19 protein-coding genes and 1 pseudogene are annotated in these 21891 nt (G+C 65.0%); 7 read left to right on the top strand and 13 right to left on the bottom strand.

The window, feature by feature from the left end:
* Positions 1–108: 108 nt before the first annotated feature.
* The 7 genes from VIQ49_RS22430 to VIQ49_RS22400 all read right to left on the bottom strand — a co-directional run bounded on the left by VIQ49_RS22430 (position 109) and on the right by VIQ49_RS22400 (position 9023).
* Positions 109–1779 carry an AMP-binding protein gene (locus VIQ49_RS22430; protein WP_331888802.1) on the bottom strand — a complete coding sequence of 557 codons (1671 nt, stop codon included), beginning with the start codon at positions 1777–1779 and terminating at the stop codon, positions 109–111.
* 37 nt (positions 1780–1816) lie between these two features.
* Complete coding sequence (locus tag VIQ49_RS22425) at positions 1817–2989, bottom strand: lipid-transfer protein (protein WP_331888801.1); 1173 nt, start codon at positions 2987–2989, stop codon at positions 1817–1819.
* A complete protein-coding gene (locus tag VIQ49_RS22420; RefSeq protein ID WP_414731690.1) occupies positions 2989–3489 on the bottom strand; it encodes a beta-hydroxyacyl-ACP dehydratase in 501 nt (166 codons plus the stop codon). The genes VIQ49_RS22425 and VIQ49_RS22420 overlap by 1 nt, the downstream gene beginning before the upstream one ends.
* Entirely contained in the window at positions 3456–4487 is a 1032-nt protein-coding gene (locus VIQ49_RS22415) for a bifunctional MaoC family dehydratase N-terminal/OB-fold nucleic acid binding domain-containing protein (protein ID WP_331888799.1), read from the bottom strand. The genes VIQ49_RS22420 and VIQ49_RS22415 overlap by 34 nt, the downstream gene beginning before the upstream one ends.
* 13 nt (positions 4488–4500) lie before the next feature.
* Positions 4501–5664 carry an acyl-CoA dehydrogenase family protein gene (locus VIQ49_RS22410; RefSeq protein ID WP_331888798.1) on the bottom strand — a complete coding sequence of 388 codons (1164 nt, stop codon included), beginning with the start codon at positions 5662–5664 and terminating at the stop codon, positions 4501–4503.
* 3 nt (positions 5665–5667) lie between these two features.
* Positions 5668–6726, bottom strand: a complete 1059-nt coding sequence (locus VIQ49_RS22405; protein ID WP_331888797.1) for an acyl-CoA dehydrogenase family protein — start codon at positions 6724–6726, stop codon at positions 5668–5670.
* A gap of 92 nt (positions 6727–6818) precedes the next feature.
* Positions 6819–9023, bottom strand: coding sequence for an acyl-CoA dehydrogenase (locus tag VIQ49_RS22400; RefSeq protein ID WP_331888796.1), 2205 nt, complete (start codon positions 9021–9023; stop codon positions 6819–6821).
* A gap of 220 nt (positions 9024–9243) precedes the next feature.
* Here VIQ49_RS22400 and kstR point away from each other — a divergent pair, with 220 nt between their 5' ends.
* Entirely contained in the window at positions 9244–9897 is a 654-nt protein-coding gene (kstR, locus tag VIQ49_RS22395; RefSeq protein ID WP_331888795.1) for a cholesterol catabolism transcriptional regulator KstR, read from the top strand.
* A gap of 62 nt (positions 9898–9959) precedes the next feature.
* Here the strand turns inward: kstR and VIQ49_RS22390 are convergent, their stop codons facing one another.
* Positions 9960–12497: an ATP-dependent Clp protease ATP-binding subunit gene (locus VIQ49_RS22390; protein ID WP_331888793.1), complete on the bottom strand. Its 2538-nt coding sequence runs from the start codon at positions 12495–12497 to the stop codon at positions 9960–9962.
* Between the two features lie 285 nt (positions 12498–12782).
* On the bottom strand, positions 12783–13388 hold the full coding sequence (locus VIQ49_RS22385; protein WP_331888791.1) for a TetR/AcrR family transcriptional regulator: 606 nt from the start codon (positions 13386–13388) through the stop codon (positions 12783–12785).
* Between the two features lie 60 nt (positions 13389–13448).
* Between VIQ49_RS22385 and VIQ49_RS22380 the strand changes: the two genes are divergently transcribed.
* Positions 13449–14297 carry an alpha/beta hydrolase gene (locus VIQ49_RS22380; protein WP_331888789.1) on the top strand — a complete coding sequence of 283 codons (849 nt, stop codon included), beginning with the start codon at positions 13449–13451 and terminating at the stop codon, positions 14295–14297.
* Between the two features lie 12 nt (positions 14298–14309).
* Here VIQ49_RS22380 and VIQ49_RS22375 read toward each other — a convergent pair whose 3' ends face one another.
* Positions 14310–15044: an NAD(P)H-dependent oxidoreductase gene (locus VIQ49_RS22375; RefSeq protein WP_331888787.1), complete on the bottom strand. Its 735-nt coding sequence runs from the start codon at positions 15042–15044 to the stop codon at positions 14310–14312.
* A 77-nt stretch (positions 15045–15121) separates the two neighbouring features.
* Here VIQ49_RS22375 and VIQ49_RS22370 point away from each other — a divergent pair, with 77 nt between their 5' ends.
* On the top strand, positions 15122–15484 hold the full coding sequence (locus VIQ49_RS22370; protein WP_331888785.1) for a helix-turn-helix domain-containing protein: 363 nt from the start codon (positions 15122–15124) through the stop codon (positions 15482–15484).
* 234 nt (positions 15485–15718) lie between these two features.
* Here VIQ49_RS22370 and VIQ49_RS22365 read toward each other — a convergent pair.
* The 3 genes and pseudogenes from VIQ49_RS22365 to VIQ49_RS22355 form a co-directional block, all read right to left on the bottom strand.
* Positions 15719–16232 (bottom strand): annotated as a pseudogene (locus VIQ49_RS22365) (response regulator); the annotation flags it as partial.
* Between the two features lie 82 nt (positions 16233–16314).
* Complete coding sequence (locus tag VIQ49_RS22360) at positions 16315–16791, bottom strand: DUF1772 domain-containing protein (RefSeq protein ID WP_331888783.1); 477 nt, start codon at positions 16789–16791, stop codon at positions 16315–16317.
* Complete coding sequence (locus VIQ49_RS22355) at positions 16791–17633, bottom strand: NmrA family transcriptional regulator (RefSeq protein WP_331888781.1); 843 nt, start codon at positions 17631–17633, stop codon at positions 16791–16793. The genes VIQ49_RS22360 and VIQ49_RS22355 overlap by 1 nt, the downstream gene beginning before the upstream one ends.
* Before the next feature lie 71 nt (positions 17634–17704).
* On the opposite strand from VIQ49_RS22355, the gene VIQ49_RS22350 reads away from it, so the two are divergent.
* The 4 genes from VIQ49_RS22350 (at position 17705) to VIQ49_RS22335 (ending at position 21821) form a co-directional block, all read left to right on the top strand.
* Positions 17705–18631 carry an AraC family transcriptional regulator gene (locus tag VIQ49_RS22350; RefSeq protein WP_414731691.1) on the top strand — a complete coding sequence of 309 codons (927 nt, stop codon included), beginning with the start codon at positions 17705–17707 and terminating at the stop codon, positions 18629–18631.
* Positions 18632–18652: 21 nt separating this feature from the next.
* Positions 18653–19927, top strand: coding sequence for a PQQ-binding-like beta-propeller repeat protein (locus VIQ49_RS22345; protein ID WP_331888777.1), 1275 nt, complete (start codon positions 18653–18655; stop codon positions 19925–19927).
* A gap of 116 nt (positions 19928–20043) precedes the next feature.
* Complete coding sequence (locus VIQ49_RS22340) at positions 20044–20538, top strand: RNA polymerase sigma factor (protein ID WP_331888806.1); 495 nt, start codon at positions 20044–20046, stop codon at positions 20536–20538.
* Positions 20535–21821, top strand: a complete 1287-nt coding sequence (locus VIQ49_RS22335) for a VOC family protein (protein ID WP_331888775.1) — start codon at positions 20535–20537, stop codon at positions 21819–21821. Before VIQ49_RS22340 ends, VIQ49_RS22335 begins: the two co-directional genes overlap by 4 nt.
* Positions 21822–21891: the final 70 nt, after the last annotated feature.

The following is a 21891-nucleotide window of genomic DNA, read 5'->3' as shown; positions in this document are numbered from 1 at the left end:
GGACGTCTTTCTGCGCCGCACCCAGCGGTTCAACTCGTCGCGTTCAGCTTGGGTCAGATCCAGCGGCGCCTTCGGCCGACCAGTGCGTGCCATGAACCAATTCTACAATTAAACAAGATATTTCAGGCGCAGGACACTAGTACCCGCGCTGCTCACGGCACCCGACTCCGATGCGCCCAATGCCGCGTCCTTGGCCCACCGGTAGTCGGCTTTGCCGGCCGGGGTGCGTTTGATCTCATCGACCAACACCAGCAGACGCGGAATCTTGTAGCCCGCCAGCATGGTTCGGCAGTGTTCCTGAATCTCTTCGAGCGTCGGCGCGGCCTTGTCCGGGCGAACGGCCACCACCGCCGACACCTTCTGACCCATCCGCTCGTCGGGGGAAGCGACGACCAACGCATCGGCGACAGCGGGGTGTGCGTGCAGGCAGGCCTCGACCTCCTCGGCAAAGACCTTTTCGCCGCCGGTGTTGATGCACTGCGAACCACGCCCCAGAAAGACGATCGTCCCGTCGGCCTCGACGTGCGCCATGTCGCCGAGCACCGACACCCTGGTGCCGTCGGGCAGGGTCGGGAAGGTTCGCGCCGACTTCTCCTCGTCGCCGTAGTAGCCCAGGGGTACATTGCCGATCCGGGCGATCATCCCGACCTCGCCGGAGCCGGGTTCGATCGGCTCGAGCTTCTCGTCGAGCACCGTCATCTTGGGTGTGGGTGGCATCGCCAGCGTGCCGTCTTCCCGGACCTCGAAAGCACCGTCGTTGCCCGACTCCGACGCGCCGAAGTTGTCGCGCAGCAACAGTTCCGGCTTCGCCGCGAGCATCCGTTCCCGAACCCCGACCGACCAGATCGCACCGCCAGAGGTGATCGAGAACAGAGCCGACATGTCGACCTCGTCCTTGAGCTCGTTCATCGCATCGGCGAGTGGCGAACCCATACCGTCGCCGACGATCAGGATGACGTTGACCTTGTCCGACTCGATCGAACGCACAACCTTGTCCGGATCGAACGAACGCATCAAGACCAGCCGCGCACCCAGCGTCAAGAATGTGAACAGCGAGTACAGGGCCGCTCCGTGCATCAGTGGCGCCGCGATCAGAAAAGCGAGGTCCGGGAATTCCTTTGCCGCAGCGGCAACCTCACCGAGGTTCTTCCGTGGGTTGTTGTCCTCGTACGGATTGCCGCCCGACAACGGCTTGTGGAAGAAGTCGTCGTGCCGCCACATGACCCCTTTGGGGTAGCCGGTGGTGCCACCGGTGTAGAGCACCCACAATTCATCGCCCGTCCGGGGTTCGAAGTCGCGGACATCCGAATGTCCTTCCGGCGCAAAGGGAGCCACGGCCACACCCGCCTGTGCCGCGGCATCTGCCAGCGCCCCCGAGACCTCACCGATCACCAGAACGGTTCGCAGAGCCGGGATCTGCCCGATGATCTGCGCCAGATTCTCCTGATGTTCGGATTCCTCGACGACAATCGCGACGGAGTCGGAGTTCTCGAAGATGTACAGGAGTTCGGCCGGGGTGTAGCGATAGTTGACGTTGATCGGGACCGCGCGCAGTTTGATCACACCGAGGATCGTGGTGACGTGCTCGAGACTGTTCTTGAGGAACAACGAAACATGCTCGCCCGCAGCGACTCCGCTGTTCGACAGCATATGTGCCACCTGGTTCGACTCACGCTCGAGGAGCTGATAGCTGTGATCAACGCCCTCGTAGGTCAGCGCGATCCGATCGGGAACAGCATCTGCGACGGTTTCGAAGACGTCGGCGAGGTTGAATGCCATCTGAGATTTCTCCTCTGCGATGAGAACTGGGCCAGAACTAGGCGGTGAGCACGAGACCGCTGGTGGGGACTCCGGTGCCGGCGGTGACAACCACCTTGTTGGCCCCGTCGACCTGATTGACCGATGCGCCGCGAATCTGCCGAACCGCTTCGGCGATGCCGTTCATCCCGTGGATGTAGGCCTCCCCGAGTTGGCCACCGTGGGTGTTGAGCGGCAAGCGGCCGCCGACTTCGAGCGCACCGGGCTCACGGACGAAGTCCTTTGCTTCTCCCCGACCACAGAACCCCAGCTCTTCGAGCTGCATCAAGGTGTACGGCGTGAAGTGGTCGTACAGGATGGCCACGTCCATGTCATCGGGATGCAGATCCGACTGCTCCCACAGTTGCCTTCCCACCAAACCCATCTCAGGCAGTCCGGCGATGTCGTCGCGGTAGTAGCTGGTCATGATGTACTGGTTCTCACCGCTGCCGGAAGCGGCGCCCGCGATGATCGCCGGGGTGTGCGGCAGATCCTTGGCACGCTCCGCCGACACCACCACAATCGCCACGCCACCGTCGGATTCCTGGCAGCAGTCGAGCAGGTGTAGGGGCTCCGCGATGTACCGCGAGTTCTGGTGGTCGTCGAGCGAGATGGGTTTGCCGTAGAAGAATGCTTCGGGATTGACAGCCGCATGCTTGCGGTCGACCACCGCGATCTGGCCGAAATCCTCGCTGGTGGCGCCATATTCGTACATGTACCGCTGCGCCACCATCGCGACGAATGCCGCAGGGGTACTCAGTCCGTGCGGATAGCTGAAGGCGTTGTCGGTGCCCGACGAGTTGTCTTGCGCGACCAGCGAGGTGTTCACCTGGCCGAACCGCATCCCGGACCGCTCGTTGAAGGCCCGGTAGGCGACCACCACATCGGCGACGCCGGTGGCCACGGCCATCGCCGCCTGCTGCACGGTGGAACACGCCGCTCCCCCGCCGAAGTGGATGCGGGAGAAGTACTTCAGATCCCCGATGCCCGAGGCCCGGGCGACAGCGATCTCGGTGTTGGTGTCCATCGTGAACGAGACCAGCCCGTCGACATCCGCCGGTGTCAGGGCGGCGTCGGCGATCGCGGCGGTCACCGCTTCGGCGGCCAGCCGCAGTTCGCTGCGACCGGAGTTCTTCGAGAAGTCGGTGGCCCCGATACCGACGATGGCCGCCTTGCCGGACAACTCGCTCATCAACTCACTCCCGCTTCACTTTTCCCGGCCGACTCTGCTGCAACCGTATGATCCATCACCAGTGTCACCACCGACGTCACGTGATTTCCGAGACTGTTCTTGCCCACGACGTCGACCGTCACGACACCGTCGTCCACCGCACTCACAGTGCCGGTGAGGGTCAATGTGTCGTAGGCGTACCAGGGCACACCCAGCCGCAGTTTGATCGAACGGATCTGCGCCCGCCGGCCGGCCCAGTCGGTGATGTACCGCTGCACGAGCCCGGTGTCGGTCAAGATGTTGACAAAGATGTCCTTCGACCCCTTCTGGTGAGCGAGGTCGCGATCGTGGTGGACGTCCTGAAAGTCCCTGGTCGCCAAGGCCGTCGAGACCACAAACGTGGGCGTCGCGCGCACCGTGAGCTCCGGCAGTTCGAGGCCGACGGCAACGGCGGGCGGGTTGGTCGGGGGGACGGTGGGATCGGCACTCACGACTGCGCTCCTGTTCCGGCAGGTTGCCATGCATACAACGTCCAGGCGTCGGCCTCGTCCGACGCCGGAAAGTCCAGGAACTCAACGCGTACCGGCAGTCCGATGCCGACCTGCGCCGGGTCGACCCCGCGGAGCTCACCCAACAGCCGCACACCTTCTTCGAGTTCGACCAGTGCAACGACAAACGGCAACGAACGTCCGGGGACCTTGGGGGCATGGTGCACGACGTAACTGTGGACGGTGCCCAAGCCCGACGACACCACGTAGTCGGTGTTCTCTCCCTTGGCTTTCCAGATCGCCGGCACCGGCGGGTGGCGCAGCGATCCGTCCTCCAGCTTCTGGATGCGCAGCTCATGCTCACGAACACCGTCCCAGAAGAACAATGTGTCGAGAGAAGGCGTGGGGCGCATCATCTTCGCCGGATCAAAATCGGCGGTCGGTGAGCCGAGGGACGAGATCACCGAGTCGTCGGTGGATGGCCCTGCATTCTCGTCCGACACCGGATCCTTCGCCGGTGGGCGGAACTTGAGGATCCGGAAGTCCATCTCGGCGACCACTTCGTCGCCGACCCTCCAGGTATTCCTGGTGGTGAAGAACCAGCCTTCCCCGAGCCCGGTCTGCTTGGGCCCCACCACATCCGTGAGTGCGGCCTCGATGGTCACCTCTTCGCCCGGCTTCGTGTACCGGTGATAGGTCGAATCACAGTTGGTCGCAACGACCGAGCTGTAGCCGGCGTCGTCGAGAATCTGCGTCACCAGCCCGAGGGGATCGTCGACGGCGCGGGCGCGGGTCAGCCCTCGCATCGTCCAGACCTGCGCCATCGCCGGGGGCGCGACGATGCCGTCATACCCGGCGGCGCGGGCGGCCTCGTCGTCGACGTAGATCGGGTTGGTGTCCCCGATTGCCTCGGTCCAGTTGTTGATCATGGCCGTGTTGATCGGATCCCGGCCCGCGACAGGGGCACTGGTGCCCGCCGCCCGGACCTGGTCAGTGGCCGCGATGATCGCTGAAGCATCAACGGTTGTCATGGCAGGGCTCCTCTCAGCGCTTTCCGCGGGGTAGTCCGAGGCCGGCGGTGGCGATCATCTCGCGCATCACCTCGTTCACCCCACCACCGAAGGTGATCACGACATTGCGTTTGGCCTGGACGTCGAACCAGTCGGCGAGCGCGGCGGTCTCCGGGTCAGAGAAGTCGCCGTGGCGTCCGATGATCTCGTCGATCAGCCGGTGCACGTGCTGAAGCCGTTCGGTGGCAAAGACTTTCGTCGCCGCGGCATCGGCCATCGAGATCGAGTCCCCACCGGCCGCAACCTGCCAGTTGAGCAACTCGTTGACCCGGTAGTAGGCGTGCAGTTCGGCCAGGGCGCGTTTGACGTCACCGTGTTTGGCGGGAACGGTGCCATCGGGACCCGGCCGCTGGGCCCACGCTGTGATGCGTGCCAGGAGTCCATCGAGGCGTCCGGCGGGACCGAGCATCACACGCTCGTGATTGAGCTGCGTGGTGATCAGGCGCCATCCACCGTTGACCTCACCGACGACCATGTTCGCCGGCACCACCACATCCGAGTAGTACGTGGCATTCACATGATGAGCGTGGTCTGCGGTGATGATCGGCGTCCAGCTGTATCCGGGGTCGGTGGTGTCGACGATCAGGATCGAGATGCCCTTGTGCTTGGCCACATCCTTGTCGGTCCGGCACGCGAGCCACACGAAATCGGCGTCGTGGCCACCGGTGGTGAAGATCTTCTGCCCGTTGACGATGAACTCGTCACCGCGGCGGACCGCGGTTGTCTTGAGCGATGCCAGGTCGGTGCCCGCGTCAGGCTCGGTGTACCCGATCGCGAAGTGGACCTCGCCTGCCAGTATGGCCGGCAGGAACCGCTGCTTCTGTTCATCGTTGCCGTAGAGCTGCAGCGTCGGCCCCACCGTCTGCAGCGTCACCGCCGGCAAAGGCACGTCGGCGCGCGCCGCCTCGTTGACAAAGATCTGCTGTTCGATGTGGCCGAAGCCCCGGCCGCCGTACTCGACCGGCCATCCGACCCCGAGCCAGCCGTCTTTGCCCATCTTCCGGATCACCTTGCGATAGGTGGGTCCGTGGCGCTCGGTGAGCATCACCTTCGCGTCTTCCGGCGAGATCAGAGTCGAAAAGTACTCGCGGAGCTCGAATTTCAGACTGCGCTGCTCGGGGGTGAGATCGATGAACATCGGTTACGCTCCTGCCTCTACCTGCTCCGCCAGCGCGTCGAGACGACTGGTGGGTCCCCCGACCAGACGCGCCAGGTCCTTGGCGATCGAGAAATACCTGTGCAACGGATACGTGAGGTCGACACCGATGCCACCATGCAGATGGACCATCGTCCGCATGGTCGCCGGGATCTCCTGCGCCAGCCAGTACGTCGCCACCGCCAGGTCCGGCCCCGCATCGAGCCCTTCGGACAGCCGCCACCCGGCAGCCGTGGTCGCCAGTGTCATCGACCGCGCCACCACGTAGATGTCGGCGAGTTGCTGCTGTACGGCCTGGAATGTCCCGATGGGTTTGTCGAACTGCACGCGCTCGGTGACATGTGTGGCCGTCAGTTTCATCGCGCCGGCGATCAAACCGTCCGCGTAGGCGGCGATACCCAGCGAGTAGTGATCGAGAAGCCAACCAGGATCGCCCTCGACGACATTCTCGACCGCGACGTTGTCGAATTCGACTGAGTACTCGCCCCATCCGGACGACGACGTGGTCCGGGTGATGGTCACACCCGGGCTGTCGGCGGCGACGATGGCAACACCGGCATCGGCGGCGACGAGCAGAGCAGAGGCACCGTCGGCATGCAGCACACCGGTTTTCGTGCCGGTCAGCGTTCCGCGCGACAACGTGGTGTGGGGCGTCGTGCTCATGGCCGCACCTGGTTCGTTGATGGCCGCGGCGAGCCAGCCGCCGGATTGCACGGCTTCACCGAGTTCGGCGGCACGCTCGGGAGCCCTGGCAGCAAGCGGCGCCAGCCCCGAGATCAGGGTGCCGATGGCCGGTGTGACGGCCGCAGACTTCCCGAGCGCGGTGGCGACGGGGACCAGTCCACCGACACCGACGTCGTCGCCGCCCGAGCTCTCGGGCAAAGGCAGCGCGAGCACGCCTCCACCGGCCAGTGCCGCCCACAGTGCCGTCTCGAATCCGCCGTGCTCTGTCAGTTTCGCGTCCCAGACCGTCTCGTGCCTCTCCAGCACGGAGTCCATGACATCGCTCACAGTTTGGGCGGTGGAATCCAGCGTGAAATCCACGTCCTACACCCCTCCAAAGAATTAGAACCTGTTCTAGTTGTATCAGACGAACATGGTGTCTGTTTCGAGTTGCGCCAAGCTGCATCGGGCGTTCACCGCGGCAGGCCCAAGAGCCTCTCGGCTGTCGCGGTCAGCAGGATCTGCGTGGTGCCGCCCGCGATGGACAGGCACCGGTTCAACAGGAACGTGTCGGCGGCCGCGGACAGCGCCAGCCCTTCGGTGCCGCGGCAGTGCTGGGAGAACTCCGGCACCGATTGCCGATGCCGAACCCCGATGAGCTTGCGGACACCGGCAACCGCCCCGGGGTCCGTGCCGTTGATCGAGCCGAGCACCGTCCGTAGGTCCAGAACCTGTCCGAGCTGCGCCTGAACGATGAGGTCACCAAGACCTTCGGTTTGTGCATCGGTCAATGACGAGTCACCGATCTGCTCGAGGAGCGCTTCCATCTCCTTGCCCAGCGCCGAACCGCCCATCGCCACCCGCTCGTTGGCCAGCGTCGTGCGAGCGAGCCGCCACCCGTTGTCGACCTCCCCCACCACACAGTCGTCGGGGACGAACACATCGTCGAGGAAGACCTCGTTGAACAGGGAGCGCCCGGTCAGCTCGCGCAGCGGTCGCGTCTCGATCCCCGCCGAGGCCATGTCGACGAGGAAGTACGTGATCCCCTTGTGCTTCGGGGCATCGGGATCCGTGCGGGCCAGGCAGATGGCCCATTCGGCCTCATGCGCATGCGACGACCACACCTTCTGTCCCTGCAACCGCCAGCCGCCGTCGACCTTGGTGGCCTTGGTGCGTAGTGACGCGAGGTCCGAGCCCGCGCCCGGCTCCGAGAACAGCTGGCACCACGTCACCTCGCCGTCGAGCGTCGCCTGGACAAACCGTTCGCGCTGCGCGTCCGTGCCGTGCGCGACGATTGTCGGGATCGCCCAGCCGGCGATCACCAGATCGGGACGCCGGATCCCGGCCCGCTCGAGTTCGGAATCGATCAGCACCTGATGCGAGGCGTCGGCACCGAGACCGTAGGGCTCTGGCCAATGCGGCGTGAGATATCCGGTGGCGGCCAGAGCGCGGCGCCGATCCGGGGCCTCCACAATCGACTCCACGCGCTCCCTGACCTGCGGTCGGTCCCGCTCGGCCTCACCCAATTCGATCGTGAACCGGCGCCGAACTCCGGCCCGGTTCAGCTCCGCGACCCGGGTGCGCCACTGCCCCGGACTACCCAGCTGGGCCTGCCACGCCAATGCCCGGCGCAGGTAGAGGTGCGCATCGTGCTCGAAGGTGAACCCGATTCCGCCCAGCACCTGGATGCAGTCCTTGGCATTCGCCACGGTCAGATCGGCGACCACGGCCGCGGCGGCCGCCGCACTGATCTCCAGCTGCTCGGTGGCCGCGGCGCGGTCGGGGCCTTCGGCTTCGGTGAGTTCGTCGATGGCCACCGCGAGATCCCAGGCCGCGGCGCCCACCAGCTCGCTGCGGCAGAGCATCTCCGCACAGATGTGTTTGACGGCCTGAAAGCTCCCGATCGGCGCCCCGAACTGCTCGCGCACCTTCGCGTACTCCACGGCGGTGTCGAGGCACCAGCGGGCGACTCCGGCCGCCTGCGCGGCAATGCCTGCGATCACCGTCGCCCGCACAAACGAATCCGACACGTGCAGCACCTCACGGGCGGGTATCCGAACCTGATCCAGCCGGACCCGCGACAGGTCCATCGAGAAGTCGATGCCCTCGACCTTCTCGGTGACCACCCCGGGCGTCTTCGGTTCCAGCAACACCCATCGATGACTTCCGGCGATGTCCACCTGCGCCAGCAACGCAACGCCGTCGGCGTAGCCGGCCACCAGTCCCAGATCGCCGTCGGCGGACAACACGCCCCGTTCGGATTCGCTCGCCTGGGCGGCTTCGCGACCGGTTAACACCCCTGTTGCGATCGCAACCCCCACCTCCCCGGTCAGCAATTGCCCGAGTAACGCGTTCTCATTCGGGCCACCGGCCACCGCCGCCAGCAGAGCCCCGATCGCCGTTCCCGCCACCGGACCCGGGACAAGATCGTGTCCAGTTCGCTCCAGTATCACCGCGAGGTCCATGAACATCGCGTCCATTCCGCCGAGACTCTCCGGTACCGCTGCCGCGAACACACCGAGCGCGGCGAGTTCTGGGAACAGTGCAGGCCAGGCGTCAGCCTGAACGGCGGAGTCCGGCTCGGCCGCACGGACCGAGGTGATCACCGACACCTTTTTGGACCATCGACCAATTGCGTCGGCCACAGCGGTATGTTCTTGAGTGGAAGCGATCGTCATAGACCTGAACATCCTGACTACTCGGGGTTGTCGGTGCGTTGTAGAACCTGTTCTAATATTGCACGTTCAACGCCTCAGAATGAAGGGGGCCGTGGCACGCGGCAACGAATCACATTTTCGGCAGTAGCGATTAATGTGTAGTTGGCCAGATGCACTTCGCGTTCAGCGATAGCTCCAGGTCCCACCCCGGGGCGCAGAGACGAAAGAGGTCAGTCCACTGATGGCAAGCCCGAATCCGACCGCCGCATCGGTCAGCGACGCTGCCGTCGGTTCCGAGGTCGACCTCGGCTCCAGCGCCCAGCGTGAACGCCGACGACGCATCCTCGACGCGACCCTCGCTCTCGCATCCAAAGGCGGTTACGACGCCGTGCAGATGCGTGCTGTGGCCGACCGCGCGGACGTCGCCGTCGGCACCCTGTACCGGTACTTCCCGTCGAAGGTCCACCTGCTTGTCACCGCACTGGCCCGCGAGTTCGAGGCCGTCGAAGCCCGGGCCGACAAGACGCGGCTGCGCGGCGACACCGCCCTCGAGCGCCTGCGTCACGTCCTCGACATGATCACCCTTGCGATGCAACGGGATCCGCTGCTGACCGAGGCTATGACCCGAGCGTTCATGTTCGCCGACGCCTCCGCCTCCGCCGAGGTCGACAAGGTGGCAACCATCATCGACCGCCTGCTGGCGAATGCCATGGTGGAAGGCGAGCCGACCGAGCTCGACCTCAAGATCGCCCGCGTCGTCTCCGACGTCTGGATGTCCAACCTCGTCCAGTGGCTGACCCGCCGCGCCTCGGCCACCGACGTCACCAATCGCCTGGAGCTGACGATCACGCTTCTGCTCGCCGGCCGCGACAAAGACCGCGAACCCCAGGCCTGACCACACCCACAACAAAGAAGGGGCGCAACCACTTTCGTGGTTGCGCCCCTTCTTGTCGACTTCTACTTCTCGGAGTCGCCGGTCTTGGCGAGCTCCACCGGGGTGTCCGGAAGCTCGATCGGCTTCTTCGAACCCTTGAAGGTGAACTTGGCGTCGTCGCCGTCGCCTTCGCCGTCCCAGTTCTCGACGTCGACCAGGATGATCTCGCCGGCACCGATCTCGTTGAAGAGGATCTTCTCCGACAGCTGATCCTCGATCTCGCGCTGGATGGTGCGGCGCAACGGCCGGGCACCCAGGACGGGATCGAATCCACGCTTGGCGAGCAGACTCTTGGCCTTCTCGGTCAGCTCGATGGCCATGTCCTTGTTCTTCAGCTGCGTCTCGACGCGAGCGATCATCAGGTCGACCATCTTGATGATCTCGTCCTTCGTGAGCTGGTGGAACACGATGACGTCGTCGATACGGTTGAGGAACTCAGGACGGAAGTGCTTCTTCAGCTCGTCGTTGACCTTCTGCTTCATCCGCTCGTAGTTCGAGCCTTCCGCATTCGACTGCGAGAAGCCCAGACCCACGGCCTTGGAGATGTCACCCGTACCGAGGTTCGAGGTGAAGATCAGGACGGTGTTCTTGAAGTCGACCGTACGACCCTGACCGTCGGTGAGACGGCCGTCCTCGAGGACCTGAAGGAGCGTGTTGTAGATCTCCTGGTGGGCCTTCTCGATCTCGTCGAACAGGACGACGGAGAACGGCTTGCGGCGCACCTTCTCGGTGAGCTGGCCACCCTCTTCGTAGCCGACGTACCCGGGAGGTGCACCGAACAGCCGCGACGCGGTGAAGCGGTCGTGGAACTCGCCCATGTCGATCTGGATGAGCGCGTCGTCCTCGCCGAACAGGAAGTTGGCCAGCGCCTTGGACAGCTCGGTCTTACCGACACCGGACGGGCCGGCGAAGATGAACGAACCCGACGGACGCTTGGGATCCTTCAGACCGGCGCGGGTACGACGGATCGCCTTCGACACCGCCTTGACCGCCTCGGTCTGGCCGATGATCCGCTTGTGCAGCTCATCTTCCATGCGAAGCAGACGCGTGGTCTCCTCCTCGGTCAGCTTGAACACCGGGATGCCGGTCCAGTTACCCAGGACCTCGGCGATCTCGTTGTCATCGACCTCGGCAACGATGTCCATGTCGCCACTGCGCCACTGCTTTTCACGCTCGGCGCGCTCGGTGACGAGCTGCTTCTCCTTGTCGCGCAGGTTCGCGGCCTTCTCGAAGTCCTGGGCGTCGATCGCCGATTCCTTCTCCTTGCGGGCATCGGCGATGCGATCGTCGAACTCGCGCAGATCTGGCGGTGCGGTCATCCGGCGGATGCGCATCCGGGCGCCGGCCTCGTCGATCAGGTCGATCGCCTTGTCCGGCAGGAACCGGTCGTTGATGTACCGGTCGGCCAGCGTCGCAGCGGCAGCGAGGGCACCGTCGGTGATCGAGACGCGGTGATGCGACTCGTAACGGTCCCGCAGACCCTTGAGGATCTGGATGGTGTGCTCGACGCTGGGCTCGCCGACCTGAACGGGCTGGAAGCGACGTTCGAGGGCGGCATCCTTCTCGATGTACTTGCGGTACTCGTCGAGGGTGGTCGCACCGATGGTCTGCAGCTCACCGCGAGCCAACTTCGGCTTGAGGATGCTGGCGGCGTCGATCGCGCCTTCGGCAGCACCTGCGCCGACGAGCGTGTGCAGCTCGTCGATGAACAGGATGATGTCGCCGCGGGTGTTGATCTCCTTGAGGACCTTCTTCAGGCGCTCTTCGAAGTCACCGCGGTAACGGCTACCGGCGACCAGCGAACCGAGGTCGAGGGTGTAGAGCTGCTTGTCCTTGAGGGTCTCGGGAACGTTGCCGTTCACGATGGCCTGGGCCAGGCCTTCCACGACGGCGGTCTTACCGACGCCGGGCTCACCGATGAGCACCGGGTTGTTCTTGGTGCGGCGGCTCAGCACCTGCATCACGCGCTCGATTTCCTTCTCGCGCCCGATGACCGGATCGAGTTTGCCCTCGGACGCGGCCGCGGTCAGGTTGCGACCGAACTGGTCGAGGACCAGCGACGTCGAGGGTGTGCCCGCTTCGGTGCTGCGACCGCCGGTGCCGGCTTCCTGGGGCTCTTTGCCCTGGTAGCCCGACAGCAGCTGGATGACCTGCTGGCGCACGCGGTTGAGGTCGGCGCCGAGCTTGACCAGCACCTGGGCAGCGACACCCTCACCCTCGCGGATGAGGCCGAGCAGGATGTGCTCGGTGCCGATGTAGTTGTGGCCGAGCTGCAGTGCCTCACGCAGCGAGAGCTCGAGGACCTTCTTGGCTCGGGGGGTGAAGGGGATGTGCCCGGACGGTGCCTGCTGACCCTGGCCGATGATTTCCTCGACCTGGCTGCGCACGCCTTCGAGGGAGATCCCCAACGACTCGAGTGACTTGGCGGCAACGCCTTCGCCCTCGTGGATCAGACCCAGCAGGATGTGCTCGGTACCGATGTAGTTGTGATTGAGCATCCGCGCTTCTTCTTGAGCCAGGACTACAACCCGACGAGCGCGGTCGGTGAACCGTTCGAACATTGTTCTCCCTTACGTTTCAATGGGTCGACCTCGGCCTACTGCTTCTTGTCCCAGTCTGACTGGTCCATCGGCGTCGTTCTTCCCAGGGTGGGCCTATGCCGACGACGACATCGAGATCTCGCCCTCAGCGGCCTTGACTCCACTCTAATGGCCGCAGGTCACCGGCACCGCAGATGTGTCGCCCTGTTCGTCCCACGGACCCGGTTTTTGATCCGGAACCTCATCAACACCGCAGCTTACGCGGGGTGTTCGATCTGCGATACGCCGTCAGCGAACGGTTGAGAGTCATTCGATCGTCATGGCTCTAATCAACCTTCGTGTGACATCGAGCATCTCGGCGCGGGCTTTACCGGGCTCGGGTGACCGCGCCACGTACATCGCCGCCTCGTCCAGGGCGCCGATCATGACGTGTGCGAGCGGACGTACCGGCTGCTCCGCAACGGCGCCGCTGGAGACCGCTTCGGCGATCAGCGCCTCGACCATGCCGAGCGCATGACGCTGACCCGCCTCGCGCCACTGCTCCCAGCCGAGCACCACCGGAGCCTCGATGAGCACGATCCTGTGCACCTGCGGGTCGGCGCAGAGTTCCAGCCACGCCGCGGCACCCACTTCCAAAGCTTCGATGGGGCCGTCGGCGGCAGCGTCGGCGACGGCGGTAGCGACTGCGGCCATCACCTCCTCCTCCACCTGCTCGAAGACGGCGACGAACAGTTCGGCCTTGTCGGCGAACTGGTGATAGAGCGCTCCGCGGGTCACGCCTGCCTTCGCCACGATCGTCTGGGTTCCGACGGCGCTGAACCCGTCTTCGGCAAAGAGGGCGCGAGCGGCACCGATCAACGCGGTCCGCGTCGCGGCGGTGCGGTCGGCTTGGGTACGACGATTGACTTCCATACAGACTGTATGTAACTTTCATGCTAGGTGTACGTAAGTTGTCTGCGAAGGATACCCAAAATGCCAACCATCGAGACCACACTCGGGACCATCGAATACACGTCCGTCGGCCCGGCGGACTCCCCCTCACCCCCGGTGCTCTTCATCCACGGAGCACTTGTCGACGCGGAGTTGTGGCGTGACGTGGCCACCGGCCTCGCGGCAGCGGGCTTCCGCTGCTACCTACCGACTCTCCCGCTGGGTTCACATCGGATACCGATGAAGCCGGATGCCGACCTGAGCCCCACCGGGATCGCCGGCGTGATCCGTGAACTGATGGTCGGCCTGGACCTCGACGATGTGACGCTGGTCGGCAACGACACCGGGGGTGCGCTGTGCCAGTACACCGTCGACGCCCACGGCGATCGCGTCGGACGGCTGCTGCTCACCAACTGCGACGCGTTCGACACGTTCCCGCCGTTCCCCTTCAGCGCGATCTTCTCGCTCCTGAAGATGCCGGCCGTTCTGGCACCGTCGATGAAATTGATGAGGTTCAGGACAATTCGGCATTCACCGATCGGCTTCGGCCTGCTCGCGAACGACCTCCCGGCCGGCCTCACCGAGCGTTGGGTGGCACCGGCACGCGAATCCGCACAGATCCGGCGCGACCTCACCCGACTGTTCGCGACCATCAGCCCATCCGAACTCAACGAGGTCACCGGCCGGCTCGGCGCATTCGACAAACCGGTGTCGTTGGTCTGGGGCGCAGCAGACAAATGCTTCACGCCCGACCTCGGCCGCCGCCTCGCCGCCCAATTCCCCGACGCCCGCTTCTCCGCGGTCCCGGGCGCGAGAACATTTGTCTCACTCGATGATCCGGGCACTGTGGTGGACGAGATCGCGAGGATCTCGGCGAAGTCGCATCGCTAGACACCGACGCGATCAGCCGCAGCACCGGACGTGGATTGCGGGCCCGGATTCCCGCGGCGCGATGCCCGGATCGAGGATCCGATCGGCGCCGTAGTCGCCCGAGGCGAGTGTCCGATAGGGAATCGGTGGTTCCCCGAAGACTCCCCTCAGGCGCCCGGCCAGCCGCGAGATCTCGGTCTCGGCCCCATCCCAGCCCGGCTGGTCGGTTCCGGCGATCAAATGTGGTTCGAGCGGTGCGATCCCGGAATACCAGAACGTGCCGTGCAGCAATCCGAAGAGCAGCAGGTCGACATCGCCGTTGATTCCGCGGGCAGCGAACGACGATGGCCGGTCACCAGCGGTGACGATCGTCAGTGCCCGACGTCCGACCAGTCCGCCGTCCCCCATCTTCAACGTCCGTCCGGTCCGCGGATCCTTGATCCCGAACGCGAACCCTTTGGCAAACACCCGGTCGAACCATCCTTTGACGATCGCCGGCATCGAGTGCCACCACATGGGGAATTGCACAACCAACAAGTCGGCGTCGCGCACGAGTTGTTGTTGCTCGGCGACATCGTCGGGTGTGACACCTGCGAGCTCGTCGACGCTCAGGACCGGATTCCATCCGACGGCGTGGAGATCGACCACCGTGAGGTCTGCAACGTGACCGAGGGTCTCCGAACCTGCTTGCACCAGTTGATGATTCAAGGAGCCACCGCGCGGATGCCCATGCACCCAGAGAACCTTTTTTCCACTGTGTGAGGCCATGTCCACTAGTCTGCATTCACAGGAGCGATAGCAACAGTACGTACAAATTTGTCCATGGTGACCGAATGGATAGTGCAATGCGACAGCCAGTGGAACGCGCCGCGCAGGTCTGCCCCGTCGAAGTCGCCATCGCCGTGCTCGGCGGAGCCTGGAAGATGACCGTCGTCAAACAGCTCGCCGAACGCGCTCATCGCTTCGGCGAACTCGGGCGAGCCGTGGGCCCGGTGACACCGCGCGTCCTCGCCCGGCAACTCCGGGAACTCGAAGCCGACGGCATCGTGGTACGCACCGTCCATTCACAGGTATCACCGAAGGTCGAATACTCCCTGACACCGATGGGACACGCACTCGGGCCGATGGTCGATGCCCTGAACGACTGGGGCAAGTCCTATCTCGACGCAGCGGGAGAACCCGGCGGCAGCGCCGCTTCCACCCGCTGACCCACTGCTCGCAGGTGTTGTTGACGGGTCGGCCACGTCTGCGCCGGCACATATCGCCGGCATATCGAAAAGCTGATACGCCCCGACAACGCCGACGTCCCTTGAATGGGACCCATGAACAACCACGAACCCGCGCGAAGAGCGTTATGCCGCAGCGAAACACCGGGATCGCCCGTCAAGACGCTTCCGGTGACGGGCCTCACGGTCTATGGATGCGATCAGGACGAGGCGATCTTGTTCGGGGAGTTCCTCGGCGCTGACGACCCCACCCTCCGCGGTGATCGGACTTCGAGCACCGCGAACTGCTTCCGGGTGAGTGCAACGTACCGGCCGTCGCGGCGGAACGCATCCAGTCGGAGCCCCGCGACCTCCCGCACCGGCGGCCTTGTGTACGCCGGCGGTCGAGCGCCCTGAGCCTGAGCACGAGCTCTCGCACTTCGAACGGTTTGGTGAGGTAGTCGTCCGCGCCGAGCTCGAATCCGGAGGCCTTGTCATCGAGCCGATCGGCGGCCGTGAGCATCAGGATCGGCATGCCGCTGCCGGAGGCGACGATGCTCTCGGCTATCTCATCGCCGGAGGGACCCGGGATGTCCCGATCGAGTACAACGATGTCGTAGGTGTTGATGCCGAGCAGTTCCAGGGCCGTGTCGCCGTCTCCGGCCACATCGGCTGCGATCGCTTCGAGGCGCAGCCCATCGCGTACCGCCTCCGCCATGTACGGCTCATCCTCGACCACCAGTACTCGCATGCCGTCCATGCTAGGAGCCGTCGCATATCGTCGGCCTATCGAAAATCCCGTTGCCAGAGGCCAGCCGCCGGGAAGTGGCCGGTTACGCGGTCACCAGACCGGCCACGAGCACGGCCAATGCTGCAGTGCCCGCCACTGCCCGGACGAGGTTCCACCGCACCCAGTGGTCTTCGAAGGCCTCCCGGACGGCGCGCAGATCACTGACCCGATCGGGGTCTCCGGCTGCCGCTATCTGATTGTTCAGCGGAATGTTGAATGCCACGGTGATCACCAGCGTCACGCCGTACAGGACCGCGCCGGCAACGATCCACCACAGCATCCGCTCGTCGCGGTAGAGCACCGCCGCGATCACCGTGAACCCGAGCCCACCGAAGAAGATCAGCAGGAACAGCGGGTTGACGATGGCCACGTTGATCCGCTGGATCGTCGCCACAAAGGAATTGTCGTCGACCCTTCGCAGAGCCGGCATCACCGCGTAGGCGAATGCCGAATACAGCCCCGCCATCAGCCCCACCGTCACCACGGAGAGGACGAGCACCGACTCACGCACCACAATCATCACCAGACTCCCTGCATGGCAGCTCTTTTCGCCACATCGGCGAAGTCGGTCGGTTCGCGCCCCAGGATCGCGCGGACTCCGTCGGTCACCGATTCGTTGCGCCCGTCGAACAACGTTCCGAACAGGGCCATCACCATGTCGGTGTCCTCGGTTCCCATGCCCTCCGCCAGCATCGCGGCGCGGTAGTCGGCGGCGGGGACCGTCACGAAGGCGATGTCGCGCCCGAGGATCTCCGCGATCTCTGCGGTGGCGTCGGCAAAGCTGAGCAACCGGGGGCCGGTCAGTTCATACACACGTCCGGCATGGCCGGTTCCTCCGGTGAGCGCTTCGACGGCGGCGTCCGCGATGTCGTCGGCGTCGAGGAACGGCTCGCCCACCGACCCGACGGGCAGCACCACCTCACCGCCGCGGATCCCGTCGACCAGGAACGCCTCGCTGAAGTTCTGGGCAAACCAGCTGCACCGCAACACCGTTGCTCCGATGCCGGAGTTCAGGACGATCTGTTCGCACGCCTGCGCCTCCGGCTCGCCACGTCCGGACAACAGCACCAGCCGCTCGATCCCGGCGTCGCCGGCCGCCGTCACGAAGGCGGCCAGGTCGTCGGCCGCGTTCGGCACGATCAGATCCGGCTGATAGGTGATGTAGACCGCGCCGGCACCGTCGAGGGCAGGCCTCCAGGTACTGCGATCGGTCCAGTCGAAATGTGTGGTCGACGTGCGGCTGGCAAGCCGGACCGGCAGACCCGATCGCTGCAGTCGATCGGCCACTCTGCCACCGGTTTTGCCGGTGGCACCGACGACGAGGACGGGACGTTGCTGTTGGGGTGCTGTGGTGTTTGTCATACATTCCAGTACAGGCGACCCCTGCGAGCGTTTCCATGGCTTATCCGCTCGATTTCATGTCTAATCGTCTTGTGGATGTCCTCGGAAGTGTGCTCAACGGACCACGTGCACAGAATGCGTTCCTGTTGCGGGTGGTGATGTCTCCGCCGTGGTCGGTCCGGGTCGAAGACCAGGCCCCGCTGACAGTGGTGGTGACCGTGTCCGGCATCGCCACCATCGCATTCGACGACGGGGAGCAGTCGGCCGTGCACCCCGGCGACGTCGCCATCATCCGCGGCCCCGACCCGTACACCTTCGGCGACGGCACGTCCGAGGCCACGGCGATCATCGAAGAGGGCCAGCGCTGCGTCAGCGACGACGGTGCCGAACTGATCGACGAGATGTGCCTGGGAGTACGCAGCTGGGGCAACAGCGCGGACGGCGAATCCGTGTCGTTGGTCGGTTCATACGGTGTCGCCGGGGAGGTGTCCGCCCGCCTTCTCAGCGCGCTACCCAGACTGGTCATCGTGCAGAACAACAGTTCTCCGCTACTCGATCTCCTGGGGACCGAGATCCTGCGCGACTCCCCAGGCCAGGAGGTGATGCTGGACCGGCTCCTCGACCTGGTGTTGATCGACTCGCTGCGGTCGTGGTTCGCCTCGGCCGAGTCCGGGTCGAATTGGATTGCCGCCGAGACAGACCCGATCGTGGGACGGGCGCTGACGCTGATCCACAACAATCCGGAACATCCGTGGACGGTGGCCGGTCTCGCCACCCGGTGTGCGGTGTCCCGGGCGGTGCTGGCCAAGCGGTTCACCGAACTGGTCGGCGAATCACCGATGGCCTACGTGACCGACTGGCGTCTGTCGATGGCGGCCGACCTGATCGCCGGCGGCGACCTCACGCTCGATACCGTTGCGGCGCAGGTCGGCTACAGCGGCGCCTATGCGCTCAGCTCCGCGTTCAAACGGGTCCGGGGCGTCAGCCCCCGCGACTACCGCAGGTCCTTGGCCGGCTGATCCCATGATTGGATGGGCCTCATGCTCACAGGCCGGTCCGCCCCGGGAATCGGATTCGTCGTATTCCTGCTGTCGATCCTCATGGTGGTGACCGTGGGTGCCGTGATGGCGATAGACACCCCGCCGCAACGCACCTCCGACTACCGAAACGGTCAACTCCGGTCATATCCGAGCGAACCCGAAGAGCGGTGGAGCCTAAACCTCAGCGACATGCGTGCCTACGACGCCGGTGCGACGCCCCTGGTGACCGGCACCTTCCAGGACACCTGGCTGATCGCCTACCCGTCCGGACTCGGCAACACCTACCTGGCCATCGATCGATCAAACGGTGACCGTCTCTGGTCGCGGCCGATCGACGCCGGGCTCGGCAGCTGCGCCCTCAATGCCCGCGGTGAGGTCGGCTGCGCGGTGCGGCTCGCGGATCGCCCCGACGGTTTCTACACCGCGGACCTGGAGACAGGATCACTCGAATCCGCCTCAGACCTCGACAACACGCAGGCCGTCACCGGATACGGACCCGACTTCCTGCGGGTGAACAGTTCGGGCTACCAGGTGAGCCGCAATGCCCCGGACGGCACCGAGATCTGGGCCCGGACATTCGCCGGTGCGGCGACCGTCGAGGTGAGCGGCGACGTGGCGATCGTGAGGTCCTCGGACGGCACGCAACACCTCATCGACCCGGCCACCGGTGACGACCGGTTCGGATGCGCCTGCGATCTGGTGGTCTACCCGACCGGCATCGCGGCCCAGTTCTCCGAGCGTGGAGCGCAGCACGTCGAGTTCCTCCTCCCCGACGGCACGAGGACGTCGAACAACGACAAACAGCAATTGGTGCCGGGCCCTTCGACCCTTGCGGTCACGACGGGCGCGGGCAGCGAGCAGATCTTCCAGACCCAGGGCACCTACGCCGCATTCGACCCGCAACAGGCGACCAGACTCTGGCAGGTCTCCGAAGCCGAGTTGTCGAAGGTCGGTGCCCGGCCCTGCGGTGACACGGTCTCCTTCGCCCGCAAAGACGGTACGCGAGCGGTTCTCGATCTCGCATCCGCGACCAAACTGGGAGAACTGCCGCGCGGCGAGGCGATGAGTCCCGCCACCAACATCGACATCCTCGGCTGCGTCGGACAGGGCGGGAACACCATCGTGTTCGGCGGCAACTCCCAGCTGACGGCATATGACATCACCACAGGCAAGGTTGTCTGGGAGCGCTCGGTCGTCGGGGGCCAGCCCGCGGTTGTAGACGGCTACCTCGTGCTCGAGGAGGGCACCACGCTCTCGCTGCTCGCTCCGTCGTAAGAACTTATCCGGTTAGGCGTCGGAAAACCCCCGTCGCGGACGACTATATGTACGTGAGCAGTTCAACGGGTGGGAATACCCACGAACCGTCCGGCCCTGCGCCGGCCGGTACCGCGCTGCTCGCTCTCTACGACGAGGCGTTGCCGGCGGTGTACGGATACGTGATCAGACGGGCCGGTGACAAGAACGTCGCCGAGGACGTCACCTCGGAGACGTTCCTCGCCGCGATGGACCGGGCGCGGGGCGACGATCCCGTCGAACCCACGGTCGCCTGGCTCATCGGTATCGCCAGGCACAAACTGGCCGACCACTGGCGCAAGATGCAACGCACCCCGACACCGGTGGAAGAGGTCCCGGATCATCCGGGCGGAGATGAATGGGACGTTCACCTCGACCGCATGCTCGCCGAATACACCTTGGCCCGGCTGTCGAACACCCATCGCTCCGTTCTGACGCTGCGATACGTCGACGACTGCACCGTGCCGCAATGCGCCGAGATTCTCGGGCGCACCGTCACCGCGACAGAAGCACTACTCACCCGGGCCAAACGGGCATTCCGCGCGGCCTACCCCGACCACACCGCGCCCGTAGTGAAGGGAGGCCAGTCATGAACGTTCCCAACTCATTTGACCCGTTCACGGTCCTGGCCACCGCGGACGTGCCGGTGTCACCCGACGCCGACTTCGCACGTCGCCTGCGGACCCGCCTCGAGCGCGGACTCGAACTACCCGAAGGAGTCACCATGAGTACCGACATCAGCTCTGCGCCGACCGCCGAGAGTCGCACCCCGGAAATCCTCACTGCCGTCGAACGTCCGGGGGCGCTGCCCTACCTGACCGTTGCCGACCCTTCCGCAGCGATCGACTGGTACGTGGCCAATCTCGGCGCCCGTCTCCGTGGGGAACCCATCGTGATGGCCGACGGCAAGATCGGCCACGCGGAGCTTCTGATCGGCGGTGGAGTGATCTACCTGGCCGGGGAGTTCGCCGAGCTGGGACTGAAAGCTCCACAGCCACAGTCGGTATCGGTGTCACTCATGCTGCCGGTTTCCGACACGGACACTGTCTTCGGGCAGGCACGCGAGGGTGGCGCGAAGATCGAAAGCGAGCCTTACGAGGATCACGGTACGCGTACCGGAGTCATCACCGACCCGTTCGGTCACCGGTGGATGATCACCGGACCGATGACCGGTCAGAAGGTGGAGCAGATCCATCGCGGGGACATCGGCTACTGCTCACTCTGGACCAACGACGTCGACCGGGCCGCAGAGTTCTACGGATCGGTCCTCGGCTGGGAGTTCGACGCCGCCACCGGCCAGGTCACCAACCTTTCCCATCGTCTCGGCATCTTCTCGGTACCAGGTGACCCGACCATGTTGTGCGCGTACGCCGTTGACGACATCGCCGAGGCACGGGCCGACATTGTCGCGGCCGGCGGTACCGCAAACGATGTGCAGCAGTTCTACTTCGGCGAACTCCTCGACGCAGTGGATGACCAGGGCGTCGCCTTTGCGGTGTACCGGCCGGCCGGCACCAATCCGCGTCCGTCACTCAACGCCACCGGCCACGGCGAGCTCACGTACATGACGTTCTACACCCCGGACAGTGCACGGCTACGCGACTTCTACGGCCGGGTACTGGGCTGGACGTTCAGCGGTGGACGGGTCGACGACGGCTGGGAGGTCGAGGGCATGCACCCGATGACCGGCTTCGTCGGCGGACAAGACCGTTCGGCGGCCGTCCCGATGTGGGTTGTCGACGACATCGAGGTGGCAGTGCAGCGGGTCCGCGATGGCGGTGGCACCGTGATCGCCGAACCGTCACAGCAGCCGTACGCCATCTCCGCAGAATGCCTCGACGACCAGGGCGCGCGGTTCTACCTCGGCCAGTACTGACCCCATCTTGGTGGGTTTTGGTGACGCCCACCTGGGAAAATGCTCGCCAGAACCCACCAAGATCGGGCGG

It is taken from the genome of Williamsia sp., from assembly GCF_036566845.1.
Taxonomy (GTDB): Bacteria; Actinomycetota; Actinomycetes; order Mycobacteriales; family Mycobacteriaceae; genus Williamsia.
This window is presented reverse-complemented; position numbering and strand designations above follow the sequence as displayed.